The sequence below is a fragment of the Mesorhizobium sp. M0833 genome (assembly GCF_040319905.1).
Taxonomy (GTDB): domain Bacteria; phylum Pseudomonadota; class Alphaproteobacteria; order Rhizobiales; family Rhizobiaceae; genus Mesorhizobium.
On record NZ_JAMYOQ010000001.1, the window covers coordinates 102,315 to 120,552 of the forward strand.

The window sequence follows — 18,238 nt, forward strand, 5'->3', positions numbered from 1 at the left end:
TGTCAGGGAAAGGCGCTAGAAGCCGCGAAATGGAATTGAACACGATAGAACGCGACGACCTCGGCGCTGCCGCCGAAGACCTGGTCGTTCCGCCTGCCGCGACCAGGAAGGTCTTCGTCAAGACCTATGGCTGCCAGATGAACGTCTACGATTCGCAGCGCATGACCGATGCTCTGGCCATCGACGGCTATGCCGCGACAGACGCCATTGGCGAGGCCGATCTGGTGCTGCTCAACACCTGCCACATCCGCGAGAAAGCGGCGGAAAAGGTCTATTCCGAACTTGGGCGCGTCCGGGAGTTGAAGGCGGAACGTGCCAAGGCCGGGCGCGAAATGCTGGTCGGCGTCGCCGGCTGCGTGGCGCAGGCCGAGGGTGCCGAGATCATCCGTCGCTCGCCGGCCGTCGATCTGGTCATCGGCCCGCAGACCTACCACCGGCTGCCCGCTGTGCTGGCGAAGGCGCGGAGCGGAGAAAAGATCGTCGAGACCGACTATGCCGTCGAGGACAAGTTCGAGCATCTGCCGCAGCCCAAGCGCGCCGAACTGATCAGGCGCGGCGTGACGGCGTTCTTGACTGTTCAGGAAGGCTGCGACAAATTCTGCACCTTCTGTGTCGTGCCCTATACGCGCGGCTCGGAAGTCTCGCGGCCGGTGGCACAGATCGTCGCCGAGGCCGAGCGCCTGGCGGATGCCGGCGTGCGCGAGGTGACGCTGCTCGGCCAGAACGTCAACGCCTGGCATGGAAGAGGCGAAGACAGCGAGGAATGGGGCCTTGGCCGGCTGCTGTTCAGGCTCGCAGAGATTCCAGGTCTGGCGCGGCTGCGCTACACGACCAGCCATCCGCGCGACATGGACGATGAATTGATCGCCGCCCATCGTGATTTGCCCGCGCTGATGCCCTATCTACATTTACCGGTGCAATCCGGCTCCGACCGCATACTCAGGGCGATGAACCGCAGGCATATGGCTAAGGACTACCTGACGTTGATCGACCGCATCCGTGCCGCGCGGAACGACATCGCACTGTCCGGCGATTTTATCGTCGGCTTTCCCGGTGAGACGGAAGCGGATTTCGAGGCGACGATGCAGTTGGTGGAAGACGTCAACTATGCCTCGGCCTTCTCGTTCAAATACTCTCCGCGGCCCGGCACGCCGGGCGCCGAAATGAACGATCAGGTGCCGGAGGCCGTCAAGGACGAGCGCCTGCAGCGATTGCAAGCGCTGCTTCTGAAACAGCAGCAGCATTTCGGCGCAAGCCTGGTCGGCAGGACCATCGACACGCTGGTCGAAAAGCCGGGCCGCCAGGCCGGCCAGAAGGTTGGCCGCTCGCCGTGGCTGCAGCCGGTTATTGTTGATGAAAAGGCTGGCGAAATCGGTGACATTATCCAGGTACGAATCACGAAGACGGGCTACAACAGCCTGTTCGCCGAATTGGCCTGAAGGCCTCGGCAGATGAGGAGAGACGGTTGAGCGCTGCTGAAGTCAAGAACCTGCCCCAGAATCTACCCTCCGGGGCCTCGGATATGGCGCACATCGTACTGACTTTCGACAATAACAAGCTTGCCAGCGCCCTTTACGGCCAGTTCGACGAGAATCTGGCCCGGCTCGAGCAGAAGCTCGGCGTCGACATCCGCTCGCGTGGCAACCAATTGACCATCAAGGGCTCTTCCTCGGCCGCCGAGCAGGCACGCCGCGCCTTGGACAATCTTTACGGCATTCTGCAGAAAGGCACTGATATCGGCCAGTCCGATGTCGACGGTGCGGTGCGCATGGCGATCGCCACCGACGACCAGCTGACGCTGCCGACGCTGGAGCGCAAGGGCAAGGTGTCCGCCGCCCAGATATCGACACGCAAGAAGACCATCTATGCCCGCTCGCTGAACCAGGACGCCTATATGCGCGCGCTGGAGCGGTCGGAACTCGTCTTCGGCATCGGCCCGGCCGGCACCGGAAAGACCTACCTGGCGGTGGCGCACGCGGCAATGCTGCTCGAACGCGGCATGGTCGAACGCATTGTGCTGTCGCGCCCCGCGGTCGAGGCCGGCGAACGGCTTGGCTTTCTGCCGGGCGACATGAAGGAGAAGGTCGATCCCTATCTGCGGCCGCTCTATGACGCACTCTACGACATGATGCCGGCCGACAAGGTCGAACGGGCGATTGCCGCCGAGGTCATCGAGATCGCGCCGCTGGCGTTCATGCGCGGCCGTACGCTGGCGCATGCCGCCGTCATCCTCGACGAGGCGCAGAACACCACGCCGATGCAGATGAAGATGTTCCTGACCCGGCTCGGCGAGAACTCGCGCATGATCGTCACCGGTGATCCGACCCAGATCGATCTGCCGCCGAACACCAAGTCCGGCCTGGTCGAGGCGCTGAGAATTCTCGACGGCGTTACCGGCATGGTGACGGTCCGCTTCAATGAAGGCGACGTCGTCAGACATCCGCTGGTCGCCGAGATCGTCAAGGCCTACGACCGTGACGGCAAGCTGGCCAGGGGCTTGGGTGTCGAAAGCTGATATGATTATGCGGCCGCATGGCTGAGGAGCAAAAGGCGGGAGGGCCGCTTCCCGTCGAGATCGATATCGCCATAGAGGCGGGCGACTGGCCCGACGAGACGACGCTGACGCGGCTGGTCGACCACGCCGTATCGGCCGCCTTTGCCGAAACCGGTGCGGACGGTCGTTCCGAGCTCAGCATCGTCTTTTCCGACGATGCCCATATCCGTACGCTCAATGCCGGCTGGCGCGGCAAGGACAAGCCGACCAACGTGCTGTCTTTTCCGGCTTTTCCCTTTACCAGGGGCGGGCCTCTGCCGCCGATGCTCGGCGACATCGTGCTGGCCGCCGAGACTGTCGCGCGCGAGGCGGCACTGGAAGACAAGCCCGTCGAGGACCATATCTCCCATCTCGTCATCCATGGCCTGCTGCATTTGCTGGGCTATGATCACGAAACGGATGCCGAAGCGGACCTGATGGAAGCGACAGAGCGCGCAGCACTTGCGAGGCTTGCCATTCCCGATCCCTACACGTAATTACAAAAGACCAATTGACCGGACGATGATGAACGACAAACCAGAGACTGCCGCCCGCTCCGACGCCGGCAGTGTGATCAAGCCTTCCGAAACGACGGAAGAGGGCTCGAGTCCGAGTACCACGACCGGCGGCTTCGCCAGCGAGGCATCGCCTGCCGGTCCTTCCCTGTTCGATCGCGTGCTCGGGCTTTTCAGGCATCGCAACGGCACCAGCCTGCGCGAGGAGATTGCCGGTGCGCTTGCCGAAACGGCGAGCGATGCAGAATCCTTTTCGCCCGGCGAACGCGCCATGCTCAACAACATCCTGCGCCTGCGCGAAGTGCGGGTCGAGGACGTCATGGTGCCGCGCGCCGACATCGAGGCGGTCGAGATCACGACGAAGCTCGGCGATCTTCTGGGGGTGTTCGAACAGTCCGGCCACTCCCGCATGCCGGTTTATTCGGAGACGCTCGACGACCCGCGCGGCATGGTCCATATCCGCGACGTGCTGGCGCACATCACCAAGGTCGCCCGCGTCAGAAAGGGCAGGACGACCAGGAAAACCCCGGTCGCGACGGTTCTCGATCTCGCCCAGGTCGATCTGGCGCGCACCATCGGCGATCTCAACCTGATCCGACCGGTGCTGTTCGTGCCGCCGTCGATGCTCGCCTCCGACCTAATGGGACGGATGCAGACGACGCGCACCCAGATGGCGCTGGTCATCGACGAATATGGCGGCACCGACGGCCTCGTCTCGCTCGAGGACATCGTCGAGATGGTGGTCGGCGACATCGAGGACGAGCATGACGAGGACGAGCCGATGATCACCCAGGCCGGCGAAGGCGTCTTCATCGTCGACGGCAAGGCCGAGATCGACGACGTCGCCAAGATGATCGGCGAGGATTTCGCCGCCGGCGAGCACGGCGAATATGTCGACACGATCGGCGGCATGATCTTCAACACGCTTGGCCGGGTGCCGGCGCGCGGCGAAGTGGTGCAGGCCATACCCGGCTTCGAGTTTCATGTGCTCGACGCCGATCCGCGCCGCGTCAAGCGCGTGCGCATCGTCGAGACCCTGAAGGGCGAGCGGCGGCGCCGCGCCGTCCGCACCGAGCAGGCTTAGGGTTTGTTTGGAGCCAAGCCCGCGGCCTGATAAATCTTGCTTCCTGATTCGCACGACTCGGAAGCATTGATGGAGCGCCAGGCCGGCCGGATAATTCTGCTTTGGGGCTGGCGGCGCGCGCTGGTGGCGTTTCTTGCCGGGGCGCTGGCGGTTCTTGCCCAGGCGCCTTACGATTTCTTCGCCGTCTGCTTCGTTTCGTTCCCACTGCTGGTGTGGCTTCTCGATGGCGCGACCGGCGAAGCCTCGGACGGTTTTCTGCGGCGCTTGCGGCCGGCTTTCGCCGTCGGCTGGTGGTTCGGTTTCGGCTACTTTCTTGCCGGTCTCTGGTGGGTCGGCTCGGCGCTTCTGGTCGAGGCCGACAGCTTTGCCTGGGCCTTGCCGTTCGCGGTGGTCGGCATCCCCCTCGCGCTGGCCTTCTTTTACGGTTTCGCTGCCGTGGTTGCCCGGCTGTTGTGGAGCAACGACATCGGCCGCATCGCCGCGCTCGCCTTCGGCTTTGCGCTGGCGGAATGGCTGCGCGGCTTCCTGTTCACCGGCTTTCCGTGGAATGCCGTCGGCTATGCGGCGATGCCGGTGCCTTTGCTGATGCAGAGCGTCTCGGTGACCGGCATGGTCGGCATGAACGCGCTTGCGGTCTTCGTCTTCGCGCTGCCGGCGCTGCTTGCGGCGCGCCAGCATCTTCGCCTCGGCGCGGCGTTGCTTGTCGTTCTCGTCGCCGCCCATGCCGGCTTCGGCTATATCCGGCTCGCCGCCCCCGAAAAACCGGCGGCCCATAGCCTCGACGTCCGTATCGTGCAACCTGCCGTCGATCTCACGGAAAAATGGGATGCCTCGGTGCGTGACCGCATCTTCGCCACCATGATGGGGCTTTCGGCCAAGGCACCGGAACCCGGCCATGACAGGCCGCAATTGATCCTGTGGCCGGAGACCTCCGTGCCGTTTCTGTTCACCGAACGTCCGGATGCCTTGCCTGCCATCGGAGAGATGCTTGGCGATGGCCAGATGCTGGTTGCCGGCGTCGTTCGCGAGGAAGGCGGCTCGGCGGCCCGCAGCCGTTACTACAACTCGGTCGTGGCGATCGACGACAGGGGCGAAATCGTCGATGCCGTGGACAAGGTCCACCTGGTGCCCTTCGGCGAATATCTGCCTTTCGCCGATCTGCTCGGCCGCTTCGGGCTTGAGCAGCTTGTTGCCGGTCCGATGACCTTCGCGGCGGGCAATGAGCGGCACCCGATCACGCTGCCCGGCGGTATCCGAGCGCTGCCATTTATTTGCTATGAGGTCATCTTCTCCGATCTCGTCGCGGTTGACGCAACGTCAGCCGAGCTTATTGTGAACGTCACCAATGACGCCTGGTTCGGCGACACGCCGGGGCCGTACCAGCACTTCAGGCAGGCGCAGATCCGGGCGGTGGAGAATGGGGTGCCCCTGTTACGCGCGGCTAATAACGGCATTTCGGCCGTTGTCGACCCGCGCGGCCGCATCGTCGACGCGTTGGCAATCGATGCACGCGGCGCCATCGATGTGCGTGTGCCGATCTCCAACCAAGCCATCGTTTCCTCCAGCCAACGACGCATTAACGGAATGCTGATCATGTTTTTGCTCGCCGTAGCGGCATGCATTTTGAACGTAAGGCAAAGGCTACGGGCGAATTGACAGCCGACACATTAGAAACTCATACTGTAAGCGCCTGAAAATTTTCGAAGTCGATAAGGTCGTTCTGTTGGGGCACGGGCCGCGGCGTCGTTTGGGCAGCAAAGTAGAAAAAGCCGGAAAAATTCGGCGAGGACAAAATGACAGAAGAAAACAAGAAAAAGCCGAATCCGATCGACATCCACGTCGGAAGCCGCATCCGGCTTCGCCGCAATATGCTGGGAATGAGCCAGGAAAAACTGGGCGAAAACCTCGGCATAACGTTCCAGCAGATCCAAAAGTACGAAAAGGGCACCAATCGCGTCGGCGCCAGCCGTTTGCAGGCAATCGCCTCCATACTCGGCGTGCCCGTCGCCTTCTTTTTCGAGGATGCGCCCGGTCAGGAGCCCGTGGGCAACCGTGGATTTGCCGAGGATGCGTCGATGACCTCCGCCGTCGAATTCTGCGGCAGCCCGGAAGGGCTCCAGCTGAATCGCGCCTTCGTCAAGATCGCCGACGTGAAAGTGCGCCGTAAGATCATTGAGCTTGTGAAGTCGCTCTCCACCGACGAGGTCGATTGACTGGCTCGCGAAGAGTTCAAAGAGGTAGAGTTCGTCGTGGCTGGGCAGGCAATTTCTCGCGCTTGCCCGCATCGAGGGATGTGCATTCCGCAGATGCGCCAAAGCGCGGATCGATTTTGCTCGACACGCTTCCTCGAAGCCGTTTTCCCTCAGTCTGTTGGCGCAAGGGCTGATCGCAGTGCGCCCTGCCGCCGTCTCGGGATGCAAAGATAAATAACGTCAAAATTTATGCCAGAACGGCTGCATGGCTTGACGACCGGCGCCCGGCACCGTTAACAACTGGCGCGCCAAAATCGGCGGCCTGCCGATATTTTTTCAAGAGGGGACACCCGTGACGCGGCACAATTACTTCTTCACCTCGGAATCCGTTGCCGAGGGCCATCCCGACAAGGTCTGCGACCGCATCTCCGACGAGATTGTCGATCTCGTCTATCGCGAAGCTAGAAAGACCGGCATGGACCCGTGGAAGGTCCGCGTTGCCTGCGAGACGCTTGCGACAACCAATCGCGTTGTCATCGCCGGCGAGGTGCGCGTCCCCGAAACGCTGCTCAAGAAGGACAAGGAGGGCAATGTCCTGAAGGATGCGGCCGGCCATCCGATTGTCAACCCGGCCAAGTTCAAGTCGGTCGCCCGCAAGGCAATCCGCGAAATCGGCTACGAGCAGGCCGGCTTCCACTGGAAGACGGCCAAGATCGAGGTCCTGCTGCACGGCCAGTCGCCGGATATCGGCCAAGGCGTCGACAACGCCTCCGACCGGCAAGGTGAGGAGGGAGCCGGCGACCAGGGCATCATGTTTGGCTATGCCTGCCGCGAAACCCCGGACCTGATGCCTGCGCCGATCTATTACAGCCACAAGATCCTCGAATTGCTGGCCGCTGCGCGCCATGAAGGCAGCGGTGATGCAGGCAGGCTCGGGCCGGATGCGAAGAGCCAGGTCACCGTCCGCTATGTCGACGGCAAAGCGGCGGAAGTGACGCAGATCGTGCTGTCGACCCAGCATCTCGATGAGACATGGGATTCGAAGAAGGTGCGCAACGTTGTCGAGCCCTATATTCGCGAAGCACTGGGCGACCTGAAGATCGCCGACAATTGCAACTGGTACATCAACCCGACCGGCAAGTTCGTCATCGGCGGGCCCGACGGCGACGCCGGCCTGACCGGCCGCAAGATCATCGTCGACACCTACGGTGGGGCTGCGCCCCATGGCGGCGGCGCCTTCTCCGGCAAGGACACCACCAAGGTCGACCGCTCGGCCGCCTATGCGGCGCGCTATCTCGCCAAGAACGTGGTTGCCGCGAAGCTCGCCGATCGCTGCACTATCCAGCTTTCCTATGCGATCGGTGTCGCCCAGCCGCTGTCGATCTACGTCGACCTCCACGGCACCGGCAAGGTCGACGAGGCAAAGCTCGAGCGTGCACTGCGCACCGTGATGGACCTGTCGCCGTCCGGCATCCGCCGCCACCTCGATCTCAACAAGCCGATCTATGCCAAGACGTCGTCTTACGGCCATTTTGGCCGCAAGGCCGGCCGCGACGGATCCTTCTCCTGGGAGAAGACCGATCTCGCCAAGGCGCTCAAGGACGCTCTCGCCGAACCGGTCGCCGAAGCAGTCGCCGCATAACTGCGGCGCCTATGGACCCGAAGGACCGGCCAAGCCGTGCGACCGAGGCGTTTTTCGGTCGCCGGCGCGGCAAGACCATTCGACCACAGCAGGCAGCGGCGCTGGAGAGCGGCTTTGCCGCCTACAAGCTCGATCTGACGGTTGAACCGCCGGCCGATCTGCGCAGCCTTTTCGAAGCCGGAGTTTCCGCTGTCCAGCTCGAAATCGGTTTTGGCGGCGGCGAACATCTTCTGCACCGTGCCGCGGCCAGCCAGGCGACAGGCTTTATCGGCGTCGAGCCTTTCGTCAACGGTATGGCCAAGATGATGATGGCGGTCCGGGAGCGGCCGCTTGCCAATCTGCGCGTCTATGACGACGACGCCACACGCCTGCTGGACTGGCTGCCGCAGGCTTCGCTTGACGGCATTGACCTTCTCTATCCGGATCCGTGGCCGAAGAAGAAGCACTGGAAGCGGCGCTTCGTCAGCCCGGTCAATCTCGACCGATTCGCGCGCGTCCTGAAGCACGGCGGAAAGTTCCACTTTGCGTCCGACATCGACAGCTATGTGAACTGGACGCTCCTGCATTGCCGGGCGCACGGCGCCTTCACGTGGCAGGCAAGCGAAGCAGCCGACTGGCATCGGCCCTATGATGGCTGGCCGGGGACGCGCTATGAGGCCAAGGCCATTCGCGAAGGCCGACGGCCCGCCTATCTGACCTTCGTGCGGAAATAAGCGGGAAATTAGAGCTAAGCACAAGGCGAGCGGGCCGAAGGCTCTCGGCGCTCACTTGGCTCAGAAGCGACGGATCTTGTCGAAGGCTGCCGGCTCCATGCCGAGATTGCGCAGATCATGCGCACGCGGCTTGCGGCCGCTTTCGACAGCTCGCGACGCGGCTACGGCGCTGCCGAACACGCTAAAGACATCGCCTATGGCTGAAAAAAAACCACGATCGTTCATGATGGTACCTTTCGAGCGCAGTGATCGCTCCAATTGTGCAATGCAACATAGATAGTCGTGCGTGGCCGGTGCTCAAAGGGGGATCACTGCATGGGCGCCATGCATTTGGCGCAGCGCTGCGGACTCGGAGCCTTGCCGTCATGCACGACGGGCTTGAAACGAGGACCACGATCGTCTATATCAGGTTCAAATTCTTGGTCGGTATGACGAAGAGTGGGTCCACCCGGTCCCGCTCTTTTTTATTACCTGCCGACCAGCAGGGATCGAGCGACAGGACCGAATGACAGTGACGGCAAGCGAAGGCGACGACCGCATCATCCGCGAAAGCGGCATCGATGCGCGCATCGCCCTGATCGTTCAGCCGGTACTGCGCGCCATTGGCTTCCGCTTGGTACGTGTGCACCTGTCGGGCCAGAACGGGCTGACGCTGCAGATCATGGCCGAGCGCGAGGACGGCACCATGACGGTCGAGGATTGTGAAGAGGTCAGCCGGGCGGTGTCGCCGGCGCTCGATGTCGATGATCCGATCGAGAAGGCTTATCATCTCGAAGTGTCGTCGCCGGGCATCGACCGGCCGCTGGTCCGCAAATCGGACTTTGCAGCCTGGACCGGCCATCTGGTGAAGATGGAAACGTCGGTTCTCGTCGCCGACCGCAAGCGCTTCAAGGGCAAGATCGCTGAAAGCGACGCGGACGGTGTGCTGATCGAGCGTGACAAGGCCGCTTACGGCGAGGAGCCGACGGTGCGTGTTCCCTACGATGCGATTGCCGAAGCGCGGCTGGTTCTGACCGACCATCTTATCCGCGATGCACTGTCGAAGGACAACCGGGCGCGCAAGGAAGCCAGGAAACGCCGCGGCGAACCCGAAGACGCACCAGCGGGTGCGGAAGACGAAACCGAACAGGAAATGTGATTGGGCTGCCGGCGGTAAGGTCGGCGACAAGCTCGGGAGAAAGAAGATGGTTGTAAGCGCCAACAGGCTTGAACTGCTGCAGATCGCCGATGCGGTCGCGCGTGAGAAGTCGATCGACAAGTCGATCGTCATCGCCGCCATGGCCGATGCGATCCAGAAGGCCGCGCGCTCGCGCTACGGCCAGGAAACCAATATCCGGGCGGATATCAATCCGAATACCGGCGAGATGAAGCTGCAGCGGCTGATGGAAGTGGTCGAGAACGTCGACGACTACGCGACCCAGATTGCCATTTCCTCGGCGCGCGAGCGAAATCCGGACGCCCAGCTCGGCGATTTCATTGCCGAACAGCTGCCGCCGATGGATTTCGGCCGTATCGCCGCCCAGTCGGCCAAGCAGGTCATCGTGCAGAAGGTGCGCGAGGCCGAGCGCGACCGGCAATATGACGAATACAAGGACCGTATCGGCGAGATCGTCAACGGCACCGTCAAGCGCGTCGAATACGGCAATGTCATCGTCGATCTCGGCCGCGGCGAGGCGATCATCCGCCGCGACGAGCTGATTCCGCGCGAAAACTACAAGTATGGCGATCGCGTCCGTGCCTATGTCTATGACGTGCGCCGCGAACAGCGCGGCCCGCAGATCTTCCTGTCGCGCACCCATCCGCAGTTCATGGCGAAGCTGTTCACCATGGAAGTGCCGGAAATCTACGACGGCATCATCGAGATCAAGTCGGTCGCCCGCGATCCGGGTTCGCGCGCCAAGATCGCTGTCATCTCGCGCGACAGCTCCATCGATCCGGTCGGTGCCTGCGTCGGTATGCGCGGCAGCCGCGTCCAGGCGGTCGTCGGTGAATTGCAGGGCGAGAAGATCGACATCATTCCGTGGTCGCCTTCGGCGGCGTCCTTCATTGTCAATGCATTGCAGCCGGCGGAAGTCGCCAAGGTCGTGCTCGACGAGGATGCCGAGCGCATCGAGGTCGTCGTTCCCGACGATCAGTTGTCGCTGGCCATTGGCCGCCGCGGCCAGAACGTCCGTCTTGCCTCGCAGCTCACCGGCTGGGATATCGACATCCTGACCGAGCAGGAAGAGAGCGAACGCCGCCAGAAGGAATTCGTCGAACGGTCGTCGCTGTTCATGGAAGCCCTCGACGTCGACGAGATGGTCGGCCAGGTGCTCGCCTCCGAAGGCTTCACCAGCGTCGAGGAAGTCGCGTATGTCGATTCCGGCGAAATCGCGTCGATCGACGGCTTCGACGAGGACACTGCTTCGGAAATCCAGACCCGCGCCCGCGAATATCTGGAGAAGATCGAAGCCGAGCACGACGAGAAGCGCAAGGCCCTCGGCGTCAAGGACGAATTGCGCGAGATTCCCGGCATCACCACCGCCATGATGGTGACGCTCGGCGAGGACGGCGTGAAGACGATCGAGGATTTCGCCGGCTACGCCGCCGACGACCTGACCGGTTGGAAAGAACGCAAGGACGGCGAGACGAAGGTATTCCCGGGTGTGCTCGCCAACCATGGCGTATCACGCGCCGATGCCGAGCAGATGGTCCTGGCGGCTCGCCTGAAGGCTGGCTGGATCACCGAAGACGAGCTTGCCGCCGAGGGCGTGCCGGCTGACGAAACCGTCGGTGCGTGAGGTGAAACCGCATCGCACCGAACCCGCCCTTGGACGAGATGAACGATCGCACCTGCATCGTCACCCGCAGGCAAGCCGAACCGGATGAACTGATCCGTTTCGTCGTCGGCCCGGATTCGGCCGTCGTTCCGGACATCAAGAGAAACCTGCCCGGCCGCGGTTGCTGGGTGACGGCCGACCGCCTACATATAGACAAGGCAGCGGCGAAAAACCTGTTTGCCCGTGCTTTTAAGGCGCAGGTGAGCGTGCCAGCCGATCTTGGCGGTATGGTCGACGCGCTGCTTTCCAGGTCCGCTCTGGGCATGCTTGGCCTGGCCCGCAAGGCGGGCGCCATAGCGCTCGGAGCGACCAAGGTCGAGAGTGCCGTGCGCGGCGGACTTGCACTTTTCGTGCTCCACGCGACCGAGGCTTCCGACGATGGCGTCCGCAAGATAAGCCAGGCGCGACGGGCAACCGTCCACCTCGGCGGGCCTGCGATCCGCGCTTACAAACTTTTCTCCGAGGCCGAGTTGAGCTTGGCATTGGGGGGTACAAATGTGATACATGCTGCCGTTCTCGCGGGCGACGCGGGCAGGGCGGTCCAGAAGCGCATGGTTGCGCTCGACCGATATCGGGGCGGTTCCCCGGACGATCTGGCAATGCTTGCGGCCGTTGCTGACGAAGATGATGCCGCAGAGGATATGGAATGAGCGATACGAAATCGGGCGACGACAAGACGCTGAGTGTTACGCCGAAGAAGACCTTGACGCTGAAGCGCCCCGGTATGGAACAGGGCACGGTGCGCCAGAACTTCTCGCATGGCCGCACCAAGTCGGTGGTCGTCGAGACCAAGAAGCGCAAGTTCTCGCTGCCTGGCGACAAGCCGGAGCCGGCGGCAGCGCCTGTGTCCGTTTTCACGCCGAAGCCGGTTGCGGCAGCGCCTGCCGTGCAGGAAGCTCCCAAGGCGCCGCCGCCTCCGCCGTCGGTCGAGCGCGGCGGCATGGTGCTGAACGAGTTGTCGCGCCAGGAAATGGAAGCACGCCGCCGGGCTCTCGAGGGCTCGAAGGTCCGCGATGTCGAGGATCGCCAGCGCGCCATCGAGGAGGCCAAGCGCCGCAGCGAGGACGAAGAGCGCCGCCGCCGCGAGCGCGAGGAATCGGCTCGCCGTCAGGCCGAGGAAGAGGCACGGCTGCAAGCCGAGGCTGAATCCCGCCGCCGTGCCGAGGAAGAGGCGCGCCGCCGCGCGCCGCTCGCCGCCGAACTGGCGACAGTCGATGACGAGGAAGAGGTCAAGCCGAAGCGGACCGGTGCCGGTGCACCAGTGCGCCGTCTGGTCACGCCCGAAGTGGCGCGTCCTGCCAAGCCGACCAAGGGCGAGGAAGACCGCCGCCGCGGCAAGCTGACGCTGAATTCGGCTCTTTCCGACGAGGATGCGCGCGCCCGCTCGCTCTCGTCGATGCGCCGTCGTCAGGAGAAATTCAAGCGCGCGTTGCATAACGAGCCACGCGAGAAAGTCATGCGTGAAGTGATCCTGCCCGAAACCATCACCATCCAGGAGCTGGCGCAGCGCATGTCCGAGCGCGCTGTCGACGTGGTCAAGTTCTTCATGAAGCAGGGCCAGATCCTGAAGCCTGGAGACGTCATCGACGCCGACACGGCCGAACTGGTCGCCACCGAATTTGGCCACACGGTCCGCCGCGTCGCCGAGTCCGACATCGAAGAGGGCTTGTTCAACATCGCCGATCGTCCGGAGGACCTGCAGCCGCGTCCGCCGGTGGTAACGATCATGGGCCATGTCGATCACGGCAAGACCTCGTTGCTCGATGCCATCCGCAATGCCAACGTCGTGTCCGGCGAAGCTGGCGGCATTACCCAGCATATCGGCGCTTATCAGGTCGAGAAGAACGGTCACAAGATCACGTTCATAGACACGCCCGGCCACGCCGCCTTCACGGCGATGCGTGCCCGCGGTGCCCAGGCGACCGATATCGCCATCCTCGTGGTGGCAGCCGACGACAGCGTCATGCCGCAGACGATCGAATCGATCAATCATGCCAAGGCGGCCGGCGTTCCGATCATTGTGGCGATCAACAAGATCGACAAGCATGACGCCGACCCGCAGAAGGTGCGTTCGGAACTGCTGCGCCACGAAGTGTTCGTCGAATCCATGGGCGGCGAGGTGCTGGATGTCGAGGTGTCGGCTACCAAGGGCATCAATCTCGACAAGTTGCTCGAAGCGATCCTGCTGCAGGCCGAAATCCTCGACCTGAAGGCCAATCCGGACCGCACCGCCGAAGGCGTGGTCATCGAAGCCCAGCTCGACAAGGGCCGCGGCCCGGTCGCTACCGTGCTGGTGCAGACCGGCACGTTGATGCCGGGCGACATTCTCGTCGCCGGCAACGAATGGGGCCGGGTACGCGCGCTCGTCAATGATCGCGGCGAGCAAGTCAAGGAAGCGCCGCCGGCAATGCCGGTAGAAGTCCTCGGTCTGCAAGGTACGCCGCTGGCCGGCGACCGCTTCGCCGTTGTCAACAACGAGGCCCGAGCCCGCGAGATCACCGAATATCGCCAGCGTCTCGCGCGCGAGAAGGCGGTGGCCAGACATGCCGGCCAGCGCGGCTCGCTTGAACAGATGATGTCGCAATTGCAGACAAGCGGATTGAAGGAATTCCCGCTGGTCATCAAGGGCGACGTGCAGGGCTCGATCGAGGCGATCAATGCGGCGCTCGACAATCTCGGCACCGACGAGGTGCGCGCCCGCATCGTCCATGCCGGGGCCGGCGGCATCACGGAAAGCGACGTGTCGCTGGCGGAAACGTCCGGGGCTGCGATCATCGGCTTCAACGTTCGCGCCAACGCGCAGGCCCGCGCAGCCGCGGCTGCGGCAGGCATCGAGATCCGCTACTATTCGATCATTTACAATCTGGTCGATGATGTGAAAGCGGCTCTTTCCGGCCTGCTCTCGCCGGAGCGTCGCGAGACCTTCATCGGCAATGCCGAGATCCTCGAGATCTTCGACATCACCAAGGTCGGCAAGATCGCCGGCTGCCGTGTCACTGAAGGCAAGGTCGAGCGTGGTGCGGGCGTGCGCCTGATCCGCGACAATGTCGTCATCCACGAAGGCACACTGAAGACCCTGAAGCGCTTCAAGGACGAAGTTTCGGAAGTTCCGGCCGGCCAAGAATGCGGCATGGCCTTCCAGAACTACGAGGACATGCGCGCCGGCGACGTCATCGAGTGCTTCCGCGTCGAGATGGTGACCAGGACGCTCTGAGCTCGAACGTTCGAGTTCGGGCATCCATCGAGACCGGGCGGTGGTCGAAAGACCGCCGCCCAAACCATATGAGACATGTGGTGCGGTCCTATCCCGCGCCCCACGATTTCAGGATAGAGAAAAATGCCCCGTTCAATCACATCAGGCCCATCCCAGCGCATGCTGCGCGTCGGCGAGCAGGTGCGCCATGCGCTCTCCGAGACTTTGCAGCGCGGCGAGATTCTCGATCCGCTGATCGAGAATGCCGTGGTCTCGGTTTCCGAAGTGCGTATGTCGCCCGATCTGAAGATCGCCACCGCCTTCGTCTCGCCGCTTGGCGCCAAGGATGCCGGCGTGGTGGTCGAAGCGCTCAACAAGCATGCGAAGTTCGTCCGCGGCCGCGTCTCCGGCGCGCTGCGGCAGATGAAGTACATGCCGGAATTCCGCTTCCGGCTCGACACCAGCTACGACAATTTCCAGAAGATCAACGAATTGCTGCACTCGCCCGAAGTGGCGCGCGATCTCAGCGCCGACGACAAAGACAAAGACGACCGGAAGGACAGCGAATAGTGGCGCGTCGCGGCAAGAAGAAGGGCCGGCCGATCTCGGGCTGGCTGGTACTGGACAAGCCGGTCGGCATGGGCTCGACCGAAGCCGTGTCCAAGATCAAATGGCTGTTCCAGGCGGAAAAGGCCGGCCACGCCGGCACACTCGACCCGCTCGCGTCCGGCATGCTGCCGATCGCACTCGGTGAAGCGACCAAGACCGTGCCATACGTCCAGGACGGCGCCAAGGTCTACCGCTTCACGGTTGCTTGGGGCGAGGAGCGTTCGACCGACGACCTCGAAGGCCCGGCGACCAAAAGCTCGGACCGCCGTCCGGCGGAAGCCGACGTACGGGCGCTGCTTTCGAAATATACCGGCGTCATCATGCAGACACCGCCGCAATTTTCGGCGATCAAGATCGCCGGCGAGCGCGCCTACGATCTTGCCCGCGATGGCGAGACGATCGACATTCCGGCACGTGAGGTCGAGATCGGCCGGCTCGATCTGGTCGAGCACATGGCCGATCGCACCATCTTCGAGGTCGAATGCGGCAAGGGCACCTATGTCCGCTCGCTGGCGCGCGACATGGGCCGCGACCTCGGCTGCTTCGGCCACATTGCCGAGCTGCGGCGGGTCGAGGTCGAGCCGTTCACGCAGGATGATTTCGTCACCCTGGCCGAGCTGGAAGCCGCCCGCTTCGGCGAGCAGGGCGAGCCGCAAGCAGGGGACGCCCCGATCGACTTCGGTGCCATCGATGCACTTCTGGTCGACACCGCCGCCGCCCTCGAATGCCTGCCGCAGGTCGCGATCAGCGATGATGCGGCAACCAAAATCCGCCTCGGCAATCCGGTCATCATTCGCGGCCGTGATGCGCCGGTAGAAGCGGAGGAGGCTTGCGCCACCGCGCGCGGTAAGTTGGTCGCCATCGGCGCTATCGAGCAAGGCATGTTCAAGCCAAAGCGGGTCTTTGTCGGGTAACAGCTGTCGCCCGGCGCATGATCTCCAAACCGGATTCTATTTTGGGAAACGATCATGCGTTAAATCAACGGGGCTACGGTGCCGTTTGCCGTCCGAAAGGATGCGCTGCGCTGTAGTGCCGTTCGACGCTGCACTCGAGGGGGCACATGGCAAAGGCTGACACGGTCAACAAACGAGCGGCGCTCAAAACACGGAGGCCGCCGGTCGGGGCTTCGCCGGGCACGCTGATCGCCGACCCGGCGGCGCGCCGCTCCGAGCTCAGGCTGACGTTGATCTCGCCCGAGAAGTTCAAGACGATCGACAATGCCAGCATCGACGACGTCAACACCCATTGCCACAATTGGCCGGTCATCTGGCTCGACTGCACAGGCCTCGCCAATATCCAGCTGATCGAGGAGATCGGCCGGATTTTCAACCTGCATCCGCTGGCGCTGGAAGACGTCGTCAACACCGGTCAGCGGCCGAAGGTGGATTTCTTCGAGGACCACGCCTTTGTCGTCGTCAGGATGATCGACGACGTCACCGCGCACCGTTACGAACAGATCGCCGTCTTCTTCGGCAAGACCTTCGTCGTCACCTTCCAGGAGCGCGAAGGCGACCCATTCGACCCCGTGCGCAAGCGGATCGCAAGCTCGGTGCCCAACCGCTTGCGCTCGCGCGGCGCCGACTATCTCGCCTATGCTTTGATCGACGCCATCGTCGACAGCTATTTCCCGCCGATCGAGGCTGCTGGCGAATTGGTCGATAGCATCGAGGACCAGATGCTGCACCAGGCGCACAAGCACCAGATGCGGCAGCTTCACGAATTGCGGCGCGATGCCAATGTGCTGAAGGGAGTGCTTTGGCCGATGCGCGATGCGCTGGCGACCATGATCCGCAACGACGTGCCCTATGTGAAGGCCGAAACCAAGATATTCCTGAACGACACGCTCGATCATTCGCTGCGATTGATCGAACTGGTCGAAACCCAGCGCGACATGCTGACCGGCCTGATCGAGATGCACTTGTCGCTCAGCCAGGCGCGCACCAACGACGTCATCAGCTATCTGACGATCGTCTCGGTGATCTTCATGCCGCTTACCTTTCTCGTCGGCGTATGGGGCATGAATTTCGACCCCGACACCTCGCCCTGGAATATGCCGGAGCTGAAGGCCTATTACGGCTATCCCCTGTCGCTCGCCTTCATGGCGCTTGTTGCGGTCGGGCTCTTTGCGTACTTCAAATGGAAGAAATGGCTCTGACTAGGCGGAAGTGCCCGTTTATGCAGCGAAAAGCCGGCTTGTGAATTAGGCTGGCCTTTTTGTCGGAATTGCACTATATGCGCCGCAGCTTCGCGCTTTGACGCGTTGCTTGCACCGGCCCCTGCTGGACGACATCCCGGCTGAGGGCGTCCCGTTTCCTCAAACAGACAAGGAAAAACACGATGTCGATTACTGCCGAACGCAAGAAGGAATTGATGGGCGAGTTCGCAACCGCCAAGGGCGATACCGGGTCTCCGGAAGTTCAGGTGGCCATCCTTTCCGAGCGCATCAAGAACCTGACCGATCATTTCAAGGACCACAAGAAGGATAACCATTCCCGCCGTGGTCTGCTCGCTCTCGTTTCCCAGCGCCGCAGCCTGCTTGATTATCTCAAGCGCAAGGACGACGCGCGCTATCAGACGCTGATCGAGAAGCTCGGTCTGCGCCGTTGACGAATTGACCGGCGGGTTCTTTCGAGAGCCCGCCGGTCGCGCATTGGAGCATCGGATCATCCAAGGCTCCAATGAAGAAAGCAGAGCGCCGCGCACCGGTTTGGCTGCGCAAAGGACGCTCTGAAGTTTTAGATTTGCGCAGGATACTTTCCGAAAACCTGGTTTTCGGGTTCACGCGCAAGGCCAGTCGGATCGATTGGCCAACCCGGTTTCGAAACAGCAGAGGGCCATTCGAAACCGCCCATGGACGGTCATGGGGCAGGATTGCAGGACGCTCGTGCGGCACCGCGCCGAATAGCCGAGCTTCCCGTTGTCTTGCCCGTGGCTGCCC

At 62.7% G+C, this 18,238-nt stretch carries 17 protein-coding genes; 16 read left to right on the forward strand and 1 reads right to left on the reverse strand.

Going from position 1 to position 18,238, the window contains the following annotated elements; genetic code table 11:
- The first annotated feature begins 29 nt into the window (after nt 1-29).
- The 8 genes from miaB (at nt 30) to trmB (ending at nt 8,679) form a co-directional block, all read left to right on the forward strand.
- Nucleotides 30-1,439 carry a tRNA (N6-isopentenyl adenosine(37)-C2)-methylthiotransferase MiaB gene (gene miaB / locus NKH98_RS00480; RefSeq protein ID WP_352895850.1) on the forward strand — a complete coding sequence of 470 codons (1,410 nt, stop codon included), beginning with the start codon at nt 30-32 and terminating at the stop codon, nt 1,437-1,439.
- Nucleotides 1,440-1,522: 83 nt separating this feature from the next.
- On the forward strand, nt 1,523-2,515 hold the full coding sequence (locus tag NKH98_RS00485; protein WP_352464821.1) for a PhoH family protein: 993 nt from the start codon (nt 1,523-1,525) through the stop codon (nt 2,513-2,515).
- Nucleotides 2,516-2,532: 17 nt separating this feature from the next.
- On the forward strand, nt 2,533-3,030 hold the full coding sequence (gene ybeY, locus NKH98_RS00490) for an rRNA maturation RNase YbeY (RefSeq protein WP_352895853.1): 498 nt from the start codon (nt 2,533-2,535) through the stop codon (nt 3,028-3,030).
- A 28-nt stretch (nt 3,031-3,058) separates the two neighbouring features.
- The gene (locus NKH98_RS00495; RefSeq protein WP_352896311.1) at nt 3,059-4,132 is read left to right on the forward strand and encodes a hemolysin family protein; all 1,074 of its coding nucleotides are present in this window, start codon (nt 3,059-3,061) and stop codon (nt 4,130-4,132) included.
- Between the two features lie 69 nt (nt 4,133-4,201).
- Nucleotides 4,202-5,788: an apolipoprotein N-acyltransferase gene (lnt, locus tag NKH98_RS00500; RefSeq protein ID WP_352895854.1), complete on the forward strand. Its 1,587-nt coding sequence runs from the start codon at nt 4,202-4,204 to the stop codon at nt 5,786-5,788.
- 137 nt (nt 5,789-5,925) lie between these two features.
- Nucleotides 5,926-6,345 carry a helix-turn-helix domain-containing protein gene (locus NKH98_RS00505; protein WP_023676895.1) on the forward strand — a complete coding sequence of 140 codons (420 nt, stop codon included), beginning with the start codon at nt 5,926-5,928 and terminating at the stop codon, nt 6,343-6,345.
- Between the two features lie 331 nt (nt 6,346-6,676).
- Entirely contained in the window at nt 6,677-7,966 is a 1,290-nt protein-coding gene (metK, locus tag NKH98_RS00510) for a methionine adenosyltransferase (protein ID WP_023719567.1), read from the forward strand.
- A gap of 11 nt (nt 7,967-7,977) precedes the next feature.
- Nucleotides 7,978-8,679, forward strand: coding sequence for a tRNA (guanine(46)-N(7))-methyltransferase TrmB (gene trmB / locus NKH98_RS00515; RefSeq protein ID WP_352895857.1), 702 nt, complete (start codon nt 7,978-7,980; stop codon nt 8,677-8,679).
- Nucleotides 8,680-8,739: 60 nt separating this feature from the next.
- Here the strand turns inward: trmB and NKH98_RS00520 are convergent, their stop codons facing one another.
- Nucleotides 8,740-8,904, reverse strand: coding sequence for a hypothetical protein (locus tag NKH98_RS00520; RefSeq protein ID WP_352895860.1), 165 nt, complete (start codon nt 8,902-8,904; stop codon nt 8,740-8,742).
- 280 nt (nt 8,905-9,184) lie between these two features.
- Between NKH98_RS00520 and rimP the strand changes: the two genes are divergently transcribed.
- The 8 genes from rimP (at nt 9,185) to rpsO (ending at nt 17,907) form a co-directional block, all read left to right on the forward strand.
- On the forward strand, nt 9,185-9,817 hold the full coding sequence (gene rimP / locus NKH98_RS00525; protein ID WP_352895863.1) for a ribosome maturation factor RimP: 633 nt from the start codon (nt 9,185-9,187) through the stop codon (nt 9,815-9,817).
- A gap of 46 nt (nt 9,818-9,863) precedes the next feature.
- Complete coding sequence (nusA, locus tag NKH98_RS00530; protein ID WP_254816266.1) at nt 9,864-11,459, forward strand: transcription termination factor NusA; 1,596 nt, start codon at nt 9,864-9,866, stop codon at nt 11,457-11,459.
- A gap of 38 nt (nt 11,460-11,497) precedes the next feature.
- Nucleotides 11,498-12,148: an RNA-binding protein gene (locus tag NKH98_RS00535; protein WP_352644408.1), complete on the forward strand. Its 651-nt coding sequence runs from the start codon at nt 11,498-11,500 to the stop codon at nt 12,146-12,148.
- Complete coding sequence (infB, locus tag NKH98_RS00540) at nt 12,145-14,712, forward strand: translation initiation factor IF-2 (protein WP_352895866.1); 2,568 nt, start codon at nt 12,145-12,147, stop codon at nt 14,710-14,712. Before NKH98_RS00535 ends, infB begins: the two co-directional genes overlap by 4 nt.
- A gap of 123 nt (nt 14,713-14,835) precedes the next feature.
- Complete coding sequence (gene rbfA / locus NKH98_RS00545; RefSeq protein ID WP_352470068.1) at nt 14,836-15,261, forward strand: 30S ribosome-binding factor RbfA; 426 nt, start codon at nt 14,836-14,838, stop codon at nt 15,259-15,261.
- Complete coding sequence (gene truB / locus NKH98_RS00550) at nt 15,261-16,214, forward strand: tRNA pseudouridine(55) synthase TruB (RefSeq protein ID WP_352895871.1); 954 nt, start codon at nt 15,261-15,263, stop codon at nt 16,212-16,214. Before rbfA ends, truB begins: the two co-directional genes overlap by 1 nt.
- A 146-nt stretch (nt 16,215-16,360) precedes the next feature.
- Nucleotides 16,361-17,455 carry a magnesium/cobalt transporter CorA gene (gene corA, locus NKH98_RS00555; protein WP_254816272.1) on the forward strand — a complete coding sequence of 365 codons (1,095 nt, stop codon included), beginning with the start codon at nt 16,361-16,363 and terminating at the stop codon, nt 17,453-17,455.
- A 140-nt stretch (nt 17,456-17,595) separates the two neighbouring features.
- The gene (gene rpsO, locus NKH98_RS00560; RefSeq protein ID WP_280940423.1) at nt 17,596-17,907 is read left to right on the forward strand and encodes a 30S ribosomal protein S15; all 312 of its coding nucleotides are present in this window, start codon (nt 17,596-17,598) and stop codon (nt 17,905-17,907) included.
- Nucleotides 17,908-18,238 lie beyond the last annotated feature (331 nt).